Source organism: Paenibacillus sp. FSL R5-0749, from assembly GCF_038595085.1.
In the GTDB taxonomy this organism is placed as follows: domain Bacteria; phylum Bacillota; class Bacilli; order Paenibacillales; family Paenibacillaceae; genus Paenibacillus.
In genome coordinates this window covers 5,936,331-5,949,092 of record NZ_CP152005.1, presented here as the reverse complement: position 1 = coordinate 5,949,092, position 12,762 = coordinate 5,936,331, and the positions used below count along the sequence as shown (strand labels likewise).

Annotated in this window: 6 protein-coding genes; all 6 read left to right on the top strand. The window is 48.8% G+C overall.

All coding sequences use genetic code 11. The annotated features are described in order from the left end of the window. Positions 1–57: 57 nt before the first annotated feature. The 6 genes from uvrB (at position 58) to MKY85_RS26675 (ending at position 12,751) form a co-directional block, all read left to right on the top strand. Complete coding sequence (gene uvrB / locus MKY85_RS26700) at positions 58–2,049, top strand: excinuclease ABC subunit UvrB (RefSeq protein WP_342571153.1); 1,992 nt, start codon at positions 58–60, stop codon at positions 2,047–2,049. A gap of 882 nt (positions 2,050–2,931) precedes the next feature. Continuing rightward, positions 2,932–5,790 (top strand): excinuclease ABC subunit UvrA, encoded by a 2,859-nt coding sequence (gene uvrA / locus MKY85_RS26695; protein WP_339257602.1) that lies wholly within the window; start codon positions 2,932–2,934, stop codon positions 5,788–5,790. 337 nt (positions 5,791–6,127) lie between these two features. After that, entirely contained in the window at positions 6,128–6,340 is a 213-nt protein-coding gene (locus tag MKY85_RS26690; protein WP_017692026.1) for a hypothetical protein, read from the top strand. A gap of 461 nt (positions 6,341–6,801) precedes the next feature. Next, the gene (locus tag MKY85_RS26685) at positions 6,802–7,971 is read left to right on the top strand and encodes a trypsin-like peptidase domain-containing protein (protein ID WP_342571152.1); all 1,170 of its coding nucleotides are present in this window, start codon (positions 6,802–6,804) and stop codon (positions 7,969–7,971) included. 43 nt (positions 7,972–8,014) lie between these two features. Beyond that, positions 8,015–9,910 carry a stalk domain-containing protein gene (locus MKY85_RS26680; RefSeq protein WP_342571151.1) on the top strand — a complete coding sequence of 632 codons (1,896 nt, stop codon included), beginning with the start codon at positions 8,015–8,017 and terminating at the stop codon, positions 9,908–9,910. Between the two features lie 327 nt (positions 9,911–10,237). Next, complete coding sequence (locus MKY85_RS26675; protein ID WP_342571150.1) at positions 10,238–12,751, top strand: DUF3656 domain-containing protein; 2,514 nt, start codon at positions 10,238–10,240, stop codon at positions 12,749–12,751. Positions 12,752–12,762 lie beyond the last annotated feature (11 nt).

The following is a 12,762-nucleotide window of genomic DNA, read 5'->3' as shown; positions in this document are numbered from 1 at the left end:
GGGAACTTCGACAATATATAGTGACTATTATTTTAGACGATAGGGTGAGATACGGCAATGAGCGATATTATAATGAGCGACAAAACGTTCGAAATCGAGTCAGAGTTTTCTCCCCAAGGTGATCAACCTGCTGCCATTAAAGAATTGGTGAAGGGTGTTCAGGAGGGGAAGAGATACCAGACACTGCTGGGTGCAACCGGTACGGGTAAGACGTTTACGATCGCCCAGACGATAGCCCAACTGCAACGTCCTACGCTGATTATTGCACACAACAAGACGTTGGCAGCGCAGCTTGCAAGTGAGTTCAAAGACTTTTTTCCTAATAACATGGTTGAGTATTTCGTCAGTTATTACGATTATTTTCAGCCAGAAGCATATATTCCGTCCTCCGATACGTATATCGAGAAGGATTCAAGTATTAATGAAGAGATCGACAAACTGCGGCATGCAGCGACAAGTTCGTTGTTTGAGCGTAGGGACGTCATCATTGTAGCGAGTGTTTCTTGCATCTATGGTTTGGGTTCACCGCACTCGTATTCAAGCATGTTGCTGTCACTTCGGGTAGGCATGGAGAAACCTCGCAATCAGATTTTGTCCCGTCTGGTAGAGATTCAGTATCAGCGGAACGATATTAACTTTGTGCGGGGTACGTTCCGTGTTCGCGGGGATGTTGTTGAGATTTTCCCTGCTTCCAAGGGTGAACATGCAATTCGTGTTGAATTGTTTGGTGATGAGATCGAGAAAATTACGGAGATTGATGTGTTGACCGGAGAGCTGATTGGCGAACGTGAACATATTGCCATCTTCCCGGCGTCTCACTTCGTAACGCAAGAAGAGACGATGAAGGTTGCGCTGGTGAACATTGAGCGTGAACTGGAGGAACGTCTTGAAGTGTTGCGTGAACAGGGGAAACTGCTGGAGGCTCAGCGACTGGAGCAGCGCACAAGGTATGATATCGAGATGATGAAGGAAGTCGGATTCTGCTCGGGGATTGAGAACTATTCCGGTCCATTGACTTTCCGTGAACGCGGCGATACTCCATATACATTGATGGACTATTTCCCGGATGACATGTTGATCGTGGTCGATGAGTCTCACGTGACTCTGCCACAGATCCGTGCAATGTATAATGGTGACCAAGCGCGGAAGACGGTATTGGTTGAACATGGTTTCCGCCTGCCGTCAGCGCTGGATAATCGTCCGCTCAAATTCGAAGAGTTTGAAGGCAAAATGGATCAGATTATCTATGTATCAGCAACACCGGGCCCGTATGAGATTGAGCATACCGATACGATGGTTCAACAGATTATCCGTCCAACCGGATTGCTTGATCCAATTATTGAACTGCGTCCAACAAAGGGACAGATTGATGATTTGATTGGTGAGATTAATGACCGGATTGCCAAAGACGAGCGTGTGTTGATTACAACATTAACGAAGAAGATGTCTGAGGACCTGACGGATTATCTGAAGGAAATTGGAATTAAGGTACGTTACTTGCACTCCGAGATTAAGACGTTGGAACGGATGGCCATTTTACGTGATTTAAGGTTGGGTGTTTTCCATGTCCTGATCGGGATCAACTTGTTACGGGAAGGTCTCGATCTGCCCGAAGTATCCCTGGTAGCCATCTTGGATGCGGATAAGGAAGGATTCTTGCGTTCCGAACGCTCACTGATCCAAACGATTGGGCGGGCGGCACGGAACAGCGACGGTCGCGTTATTCTATACGGTGACAAAGTGACCGATTCGATGGATAAGGCGATAAAGGAGACCGAACGTCGTCGTGCAATCCAAATCGAGTACAACGAGAAGCATGGAATCACACCACAGACGATTCGCAAAAAAGTGCGTGATGTGATTGAGGCAACCAAAGTTGCCGAATCCAAGAAAGACTATCTCACCGGCGCTGCCGAGAAGATGTCGAAGAAAGACCGTCAGGCGCTTATTCAGCGCCTAGAGGTAGAGATGAAAGATGCAGCCAAAAACCTGCAGTTTGAGCGTGCTGCCGAGCTTCGTGATGCGTTGCTGGAACTTCGCGCTGAATAAGACATAGCTCATTCATATGCTCCAGTAAAGATGGATCTGTAACAAGAGAACGGCCAATTGGCCGTTCTCTTGTTGAGTAAGGAAATCGTTGATATGTACCGATAATAAGAGATGTTGAAATCTTGAATTCGGGTCTATACTGATAGAAATGTTGAAATTGGTTAAAAGGTTTATAGGAAAGCAATTGGGAGTTGTGTCCCCCCTGAAAGTCGAGAGCGCCCCGCTCTTGACCTCGGAGCCGAGCCAAAGGCAATGGCGACCTGTCGCGACCAAGGCGGAGCCGAGAGCGTCCCGCTCTTGACCTTGGAGCCGAGCCAGAGGCAATGGCGACCTTGTCGCGAACGTGGCGAAGCTGAGAGCGCCCCGGTGTTGACCTTGGAGCCGAGCCAAAGGCAATGGCGACCTGTAGCGAACGTGGCGAAGCCGAGAGCGTCCCGCTCTTGACCTTGGAGCCGAGCCAGAGGCAATGGCGACCCGTCGCGAACGTGGCGAAGCCGAGAGCGTCCCGCTCTTGACCTTGGAGCCGAGCCAAAGGCAATGGCGACCTGTCGCGACCAAGGCGGAGCCGAGAGCGTCCCGCTCTTGACCTTGGAGCCGAGCCAAAGGCAATGGCGACTTGTCGCGACCAAGGCGAAGCCGAGAGCGTCCCCTCGCAGTAGAGCGGTCTGATAAGGTTCCGGCAATAGGCCGGAACCTTATCAGAAACCGCGGGCACACGGCAACCCTTCACATAGCAAGACCCGACCTCTCACCGCTGCACCGCTTGTTTCGGGTGTCCAGAGGGCTGCGCCCTCTGGGGCCCTCCCTTGGAAGGGAGGGTTTGGGAGGGATCGAAAAGCCTTTTAAAAGGTTTGGATAGTAAATTTGAGAGGATGAATACTATTGGCGAGCGATAACATTGTCATTAAAGGCGCACGAGCGCATAACCTGAAAAATATCGACATTACCATCCCGCGTGACCGCTTTGTTGTATTGACCGGCCTGAGTGGCTCAGGCAAGTCCTCGCTGGCTTTTGACACCATATACGCAGAAGGACAGCGACGGTATGTCGAATCATTGTCAGCTTACGCACGGCAGTTTCTGGGACAGATGGAGAAACCGGATGTGGATTCCATCGAAGGATTGTCTCCTGCGATTTCAATAGATCAAAAAACAACAAGTCGTAACCCGCGTTCCACGGTAGGAACCGTGACGGAAATTTATGATTACCTGCGTCTGTTATTTGCACGTGTGGGCCATCCACACTGTCCGGACCATGGCGTGGAAATCAGCTCCCAGACCGTAGAACAAATGGTTGACCGTATCATGCAATACCCGGAGCGTACCCGGCTACAAATACTGGCACCCATTATCTCGGGACGTAAGGGTGAGCACAAAAGTGTATTTGCCGATGTGTCCAAGCAGGGCTTTGTCCGTGTACGGGTGAACGGGGAACTTCGTGACCTGTCAGAAGATATCCAATTGGAGAAAAATAAAAAGCATACGATTGAAGTCGTTGTTGACCGGATCGTTGTTAAGGATGATGTACAGGCGCGTCTGGCCGACTCTATTGAAACAGCACTTAATTTGTCCGGTGGACAACTCCTGGTGGACATTATGGGTGAAGAAGAGTTGCGCTTCAGTTCCAACTTTGCCTGCCCGGTGTGTGGATTCAGTATTGAAGAGCTTGCACCACGGATGTTCTCATTTAACAGTCCCTTCGGCGCTTGCCCGGATTGTGATGGGTTAGGTGTCAAAATGATCGTTGACCCTGATCTGCTCGTACCGGATCGCAGCAAGACGATTGAAGACGGTGCTTTTGATGCCTGGACAGGTGGCACATCTACTTATTATCCGCAGTTTTTGAAGTCGGTATGTGAGCACTTTAACATTCCGCAAAATGTACCTGTCGAAGATCTACCCGCTGAGCAGATGAACAAGTTGCTGCAGGGTACGGGTTCGGAGAAAATCCGTTTCCGATATGAGAACGATTTTGGACAACGCAAGGAAGCACTGGTTACCTTTGAAGGTATCGTGAACAATCTGGAGCGTCGTTACCGTGATACAGCATCGGAAGGTATCCGTGAATTCATTGAGGGTTACATGAGTGCAAAGCCTTGTGGTACGTGTAAAGGTCAGCGTCTGAAACGCGAGAGCCTTGCAGTTACAATCAATGATCACAACATGGCCTATGTGACTAGTTTGTCCATTGGTGAAGCCGGCCGATTCTTCGAAACATTGGATTTGACGGAGAAGGAGCGGACGATTGCCAAGCTTATTTTAAAAGAAATCAACAGCCGTCTCGGCTTCCTGGTGAATGTTGGTCTGGATTACCTTACACTGAGTCGTGCTGCCGGAACCTTGTCTGGTGGAGAAGCCCAGCGGATCAGACTGGCTACACAGATCGGTTCCAGCCTGATGGGTGTACTGTATATTCTGGATGAGCCGAGTATTGGTCTGCATCAACGGGATAATGACCGTCTGATCTCAACGCTTGCGCATATGCGTGATATTGGTAACACGTTGATCGTGGTTGAACATGATGAGGATACGATGATGGCTGCGGACTATATTATTGATATTGGGCCGGGTGCAGGTATCCACGGAGGCACCATTATGTCACAGGGTACACCGGAGGAGATCATGAACGATGAGAACTCCTTAACCGGTCAATATCTGAGTGGTCGCAAGTTCATTCCTGTACGTACAGAGCGCCGTAGTGTAGGAGACCGTTGGTTGGAAGTGCGCGGAGCCAAAGAGAATAACCTCAAGAATCTGAACGTGAAGATTCCGGTAGGTGTATTTACGGCGGTAACAGGTGTGTCTGGCTCAGGTAAATCCACATTGATTAATGAGATTTTGTACAAAACGTTGGCACGTGATCTGAACCGTGCCCGGGTACGTCCGGGTCAGCATAAAGAAATTCGTGGTCTCGAACATATTGATAAAGTTATCGATATTGACCAGTCGCCAATCGGGCGGACACCACGTTCCAACCCAGCTACGTATACAGGCGTCTTTGATGATATCCGGGATCTGTTTGCCCAGACGAACGAAGCCAAGGTACGTGGATACAAGAAAGGCCGATTCAGCTTTAATATCAAAGGTGGACGTTGTGAAGCCTGCCGTGGAGACGGTATTATCAAAATCGAGATGCACTTCTTGCCGGACGTTTATGTGCCTTGTGAAGTCTGCAAGGGCAAACGATACAATCGGGAAACGCTTGAAGTGAAATACAAAAACAGAAATATTTCCGATGTGCTGGAAATGACGGTGGAAGATGCAACCCAATTCTTCGAGAACATTCCGAAGATCCATCGTAAAATGCAGACTCTGATGGATGTGGGCCTCGGTTATATCAACCTGGGACAACCTGCAACGACCTTGTCTGGTGGTGAAGCCCAGCGGGTGAAGCTCGCTTCCGAGCTGTATCGCCGCAGTACAGGGAAAACCATCTACATCCTCGATGAACCGACGACCGGTTTGCATGTCGATGATATCGACCGTTTGCTCAACGTATTGCACCGTCTCGTTGATTCAGGTGAATCAGTCTTGGTGATTGAGCATAACCTAGATGTAATCAAAACAGCAGACTATGTTGTTGATCTGGGTCCGGAAGGCGGTAGCGGTGGAGGAACCATTGTTGCAACGGGAACCCCTGAGGACATCATCAAAGTGGAGGCTTCGTATACGGGCAAGTACTTGAAGCCAGTTCTGGAACGGGATACCGAGCGGAGCAAAGCACTGCAATTGGTGGACTAAGATTCTCTAACCAGTAGTTAGAACCATATGAATGACAGTATTGGCCCTTCTTTTCGAAATGGTTGAGACGTTGGATTACGATCTAACGTGCTCTGCTTCCGGGAAGAAGGGCTTTTTTAAGTTTGAATGATGCACAGTTTTGATCGGTCTGAGGTTATCGCGTGAAAGTGTTTACATATGCATTATGACGAGCGTTACAGGAATATTCGGCCAATTTGGATTTTTTTCATTTTTATGGATGATAGGGCTTGCATTACAAGCAGGGTACAGATAACATAGAGGAAGATATTAGGGTATGCGTTAGCTGTTCAACTATGGTAAGGAGGTCTGTCTATCCATGCTGTTTGCAGAAGCTGCCACGGCGAGTACATCGAATTTTAATGCATTTGATATTTTTGTCATCTTATTTACGATCCTGATTTTCATCGGAGTCGTTCGGCTTCTTCGGGCACCGAAGAAGAATCTGTTTGCGATCGGATTTGCAGTAGTCAGTCTGCTTGTATTTTTGATGACGGATTATGCAATGATAACCGGTTGGTTTGCTCAGTAGAAAGGCCACTGAAGTGAAGGATATATAAGCGATTAGTGCATGTTCAAAAAGATCGGTTTTCAGTGCCGAGAAGATGGAATGAAGCTAGAAATGGAGTAGCGGAGCGTAGGCAAACTACGTGAGCAACGGACATTTCGGCTGAATTTCAACTTCGATGCTGATGATGCCACTAGGCATCCTTCGTAATCAAAAGCGAACTTATTGAACAACCTCTAAAAGAGGTATGAAGAAACACTTTCCACGGGAGACATGGAGGGTGTTTTTTTTCGTTTATACTGAGCTGTTAATCAAGATTCTATCTTCTCTACTAAAATAGGACTTAAAACAATTGTATATCCAGATTTTGTATGATACATTGAAGGATACCGGAATTGCAGATGAGAGAAAGAGAAAATAGATTCAGCGATGAATCCGATGTCGAGTCGCGCAAGAAGGATGTATAGAGAGGGTCAGGTGAGAATATGAGCGTGTTGGGTAAAAAGGGAATAGCCATACTGATGGCTGCTGTACTCTCGATTAGTGTAGCGGCAACGGCCGGTGCGGCTGAATCCAAAGCGGCAATGCAAGCGAAAGTGGTGGACGGTCAAGTCTACGTGAACACCAAGGATCTGCTCAAGGCAGTTGGTGGAAGTGGACAATATGATGCCAAATCCGGAACGTACACGTACAAGGGAAGTGAAGCCATTCCCAAAGTGATCGAAAAGGTATCCCCTTCGGTTGTAGGCATTATTGGGAAATCTACCGAAGTGCAGGAAGGTGCATCATCAGACAACCGATATAATCTTGCACATGGCACAGGTGTTATTATCCGGTCCAACGGATGGATCGTAACGAATGCCCATGTGGTGGATGGATTAACAAACCCTGTGGTCGTAACGACGGATGGCAATACATACAAAATTACGAAAACATACAGTGATGCACTCAGTGATCTGGCACTAATCAAAATCAATGCCAAATCACTCAAACCGGCAAGTTTCGCCAAAGCTTCACAAACCTCTGTTGGTGAAACGGTGATTGCCTTAGGTACGCCGATTTCCTTTTCTTTGCGCAACTCGGCAACGGTAGGGGTCATTAGCGGCTTGAATCGTGGTGTTGAGGCGACCTATCGGTTAATTCAGACCGACACGGCCATTAACCCAGGAAATAGCGGAGGACCGTTGGTCAACCTGAAGGGTGAAGTCGTCGGTATCAATTCCATGAAATTTTCTGCGGTCGGCGTAGAGAGTTTGGGATTTTCGATTCCGGTGGATACCGTTCAATACATCATCGATCAGTTTTTTAAATATGGCAAAATAAAACGTGCAAGTCTGGGATTACAGCTGGAAGAAAGCTGGTCTGCGATTGTGGGCCTTCCTACAGAGGATCCTTTAACGATCACGGGTGTACTGTCTCCTGAAGCGAAGAAAGCCAAAATCAAAGAGGGAGACTTCATCTATAGTGTGGCAGGTACGCGTGTCTCCTCTGTAGTAGATATCAATGAGCTGCTCAAAACGTATCTGCCTGGGCAAAAGGTAAAGCTATTGATGCAATCGGATGGCGATATCGTCACCCGCACGTTGGTACTTGCTGATCGCGCAGACATCGTAGACGAGGAAGATGAAGCGTTCCTTGCAGATGAAGAACAATAAAGCCCGGCGATCAGCCCGGATGGAGAGAGGACGAAAGAACGGAATGAAAAAGTCATGGATACGTGTGCTAAGCACAGGTGTATTAACCGGGATGCTGACCATTGGAGCGGCATTACCTGTATGGGCATCTGATCTGACGACAAGTGAATTACGGGTCAAAGCGGGCAGCACGAGCGCTTATATTAACGGTGATAAGCAGGCCATAGCCAAACCTTACAAGATCAAGGGTGTGACGATGGTACCTGTCGGTGTATTCAAAAAAGCATTTGGCAGTGAAATCCGGCTGGAGAAAAATGATATTGTCAAAATCAAGGAAGGTCCGCACACGGTTACCCTAACGATTGGCAGTTCAATTGCCTGGGTAGATGGTGTAAAGCATGAGATGGGTGCCGCTCCGAAGATGGTGAATGGCGTACTTATGGTTCCACTTCGTCCGGTTGCCGCCGGGATTGGAGCAACGCTAGCTCCGAACAGTTCCGGAGAAATGGTGATTCGTCTGTTGCAAACCGATGATTCGGTAGACGATGAGGACGGCCTTCATCCTGATGAAGGCAAAACCAGAATTGGCAACAGCTTTTACGGCTGGTCCATTAACTATCCGGCAGACCTTATGGTTTTCCAGACCGGTGAGCAGGAGCGCATGATGACTTTTGGCGCTGCGGACAACAGTTATTATCTTGAGGTGTACGTCAGCGATCAGGACGTGGCTCTGGATGCGGATGATTTGTTGCAGCAACTTGTCCAGGAGGCCAAACAATCGGGAGATACGGTGCTGGATCGTGAAGCGGTGTCGAAAGGTAAAACGCCTTATGCACGCATCATTGTGAAAGATGTAGATGGCATGTTGTGGGAGATGCGTCAGTATCTGAACGAGGGCCGTCAATATGATGTGTACCTCGCAGATTACGAAGCCCTGAATTATAAGGATCTGGGCAAACGTGCAGGGCTGCTCAATTCATTCCAGCCAACCTATGCGGAATCGGATCGAACGATCAAGGATCTCTCCACTGTAGATAACGGCATGCGCTCCGCATGGAATGATGACTATGGTATTGAATTGAAGATTCCTGCCGGCTGGTCGATGGACAACAATCAGATGACCTATGAAGCCAAAGATGGTGCATATCTGCAATGGCGTGTCACTTCGGCGAAGGCAGGTACAACGGTCAAAGACTGGAGCGGCCAACTGGATAAGTGGATGCGCGAGACATTTACACCAGAGAGTTATGAGCCAATTGGCTCATATACGATGGATATCTCGGGAGAGACTGCCGAGGTGAATGAATTCCGTTATAACTTTGGCGGCGGCTGGCAGACCGAGTTCGATGTTCTTTTGCAGAAGAATGGGTATCGATATTATGCAGAGTATACATTCCCGGAAGAGCAAAATGCTGATCGGGCATGGTTTGAACGGATTATGAAGAGTGTCGAGATTGATTTTGATACGGTTGCCGATAATTTCGGTCAGCTGGATGAAGATCCGTATTTGACAGACAAAACGAAGACACTTACACGTACGTCCAAACGTTATAAATACAGTGTGGATATCCCCCGTTACTGGACGCCTTACAGTGATCGATTCGAGTATTCACCTGTGGTATACACCTTCACGGGCGGAGAATTCTCCATTGCGGCGAGCGAGGACAAGTCGATCGAGATGACGGTCAGTCAACTGAGAGAAGCTTACGCTGAAGCCACCAAAACGCGGAAAAACTTTCAGCTGCTTCGTAGTGAGGAACTGACGTTTGCAGGTGTGCCTGCATTTTCCTTCACGTATCATGAGCTAGACAAAGGCGTGCCATATGCGGGTCGCCAGATCGTGTTTGAAAAGGACGGAACGACCTATACGATCACAAGTGGTCTGAATGATGCCAACAAGACAGAAGTTCAGGCGGCAGCCTTGGAAAAAGCAGTGAACTCATTTACTTTTATTAAATAAAATTGTAGTGAAGCCGGAGGGTCTAATGACCTTTCGGTTTTTCGTCGTGCTGGAAATGAAAATGGTAAACGGTTTTTTCAGGAAAACGTAGAAGAGTCGGTGCAGAAGTGGTACACTATACTAGTTCAGGAGTTATGACTGCTGATCTGGTAAATATGAATGACTGTAAGCTTGGAGTTCAGGCAATACAGACATAATAGATAGATATGGTAATACTTTGACAATGCAGGTGTACCCGATAAGGTGCAGTCTCAAGATTAGTATGTTCAGGCGCTTAAGGATATAGGGATGAAATCCGGCGGATAGCCGGCTATGGGGAGGATCTACATGAAAACAGCAACAATACGAAGAGAAGACGTTGAACTTCTGGCACCTGCTGGTGACTGGGATTGTATGCGTTCGGCGGTAGCCAATGGCGCAGATGCAATTTTCTTCGGAGTCGAAAAGTTTAATGCACGGGCACGGGCGAACAATTTCCGCATGGACGAGCTGCCGGAGATTATGGCGTTTTTGCACAGTTATGGCGTAAAAGGTTTCTTGACCTTTAATATATTGATTTTTGAAAATGAATTGACGGATGCCAAAGAACTGATTGATGCATGTGTCGATGCAGGTGTAGACGCTGTAATTGTTCAGGATTTGGGTCTGGTGAAGATGATCCGCGAGATCTCGCCGGATTTCCCGATTCACGGTTCAACACAGATGACGATTACGTCACCGGAAGCGGTCGAGTTTACGAAGCCGTTTGATATGGAACGTGTCGTTCTGGGACGGGAGAACAATCTGAAGCAGATTCAGAAAATCGGCGAACAGGCGAAGCTTCCCATGGAAGTATTTGTTCACGGTGCGCTGTGTGTCTCATACTCGGGGCAATGTCTGACTTCCGAAATGTGGGGAGGACGTTCGGCGAACCGCGGGGAGTGCGCACAAGCTTGTCGTCTTCCATACGATCTAATGGTGGATGGAGTGCACAAGCCGATGGGTGATGTAGCCTATCTGTTGTCTCCGAAGGATCTGGCAGCGATTGACCTGATGCCGGAACTGATCGAAGCAGGAGTGACTTCTTTCAAAATTGAAGGACGTCTCAAAACGCCGGAATACGTAGCGAACGTGGTAAGCAAATATCGTAAAGCGATTGACCGTTATTTTGATGGAGATAACACACCGCCAAGCAAGGAAGAAGTTCGCGAATTGCAGCAAAGCTTCTCCCGTGGATTCACGCATGGTTTCCTGAGCGGTACGAATAACAAAGAACTGGTGGATGGAACATTCCCGAAAAGCCGTGGCGTCTACCTTGGTCGTGTAGATCAAGTGTTGCGCGATGGTGTGGTCCTGAAGCTGGATGCACCCGTGAAACGTGGAGACGGGATCGTATTTGACGCTGGAGACCCAACGAAGAAGGAAGAAGGCGGACGGGTATACGATGTGCGTCGCAAAGGTGTAAAACTCGAAGGCGAAGCCGAAGAGGGCTGGATCGTTGACGTTGTGCCAGGCCGCAGTGACGTGGATCTGCGGCGCGTGAAAGTTGGCGACAAAGTGTGGAAAACGAATGACCCGGCGCTGGACAAACGTCTGCGTCAAAGCTTTGAGACCGAGAAACCGTTCCGTGTATTCCCCGTGAAGGTGAAGGTCATCGGCAGCCCAGGCCAGCCGCTTAGCACGTGGTGGACAGACGTGCAGAAAGGTACGACTGTCCGGATTGATTCCGAGATGGAACTGGACATTGCACAGAAGCGTCCAATGACACATGAATTGCTCGAAGAGCAGTTCGGACGTCTGGGAGGCACCGTGTTCCAGTTGGAGGGAATGGACGTCAACTTGCACGGTGATGTCATCATCCCGATGCGCGAGTTGAATAACATTCGCCGTCAGGCTGTAGAACAACTTGCGGGTGAACGTCCTAAACCACCTGTCTACGTGAAACGGGCGGTCGATGTGTACGGCGATTCGGTTAAACCGGCATCGCCAGTCGCTCGCGGTCAAGCCGAGTTGACCGCGCTCTGTCGCAGCCTGCCACAAGTGGAGGCAGCGATTGAAGCCGGAATCAGCATGATCTATGCCGACTTCGAGTTTATCAAGCAGTTCCCGGCAGCTGTGGAAGCTGTGCATGCCGCTGGTCGCAAGATCGCGCTGGCAACACCGCGTATTCACATGCCTGGGGAGAACGGCTATCACAACAATATCTTGCGTCTGAAGCCGGATGCGGTATTGGTACGTAATACAGGTGCACTGTACTTCTACCTGCGCCACCGTATGGAAAACCCGGACGCAACGCACCCGGAACTGATCGGCGACTTCTCATTGAACATCGCCAATCACAAAGCCGTTGAATTGTTCCTGGAAGCCGGATGTGACTGGATTACGCCATCCTATGACCTGAACATTCAACAAATGGTTGATTTGCTGGGTCACTCCCGTACAAGTCAGACCGAAGTGGTTATCCATCAGCATCTACCGATGTTCCATACCGAGCACTGTGTGTATTGTACGTTTATGAGTGAAGGAACGGACTATACGAACTGTGGTCGTCCTTGTGAGGAACAACGTGCATCTCTGCAAGACCGAATTGGTATGTCCCACCCGGTACGTGTGGATGAAGGTTGCCGCAATACGGTATACAATGCAGTGGAGCAGTCAGGTGCAGAGTACCTGACTAACTTTATGGATCTGGGTGTATCGCGTTACCGTGTGGAGTTCCTGGAAGAGACACCGGATCAGGTGCGCGAAGTCATTGATCTGTACAACCGTGCATTGCGCGGTGAGATCAGTGGTACACAAGTGTGGAAAACACTCAAAGCAACGAACCAACTGGGCGTTACACGTGGTCAATTGGTGAAATAATTAGATTGTAT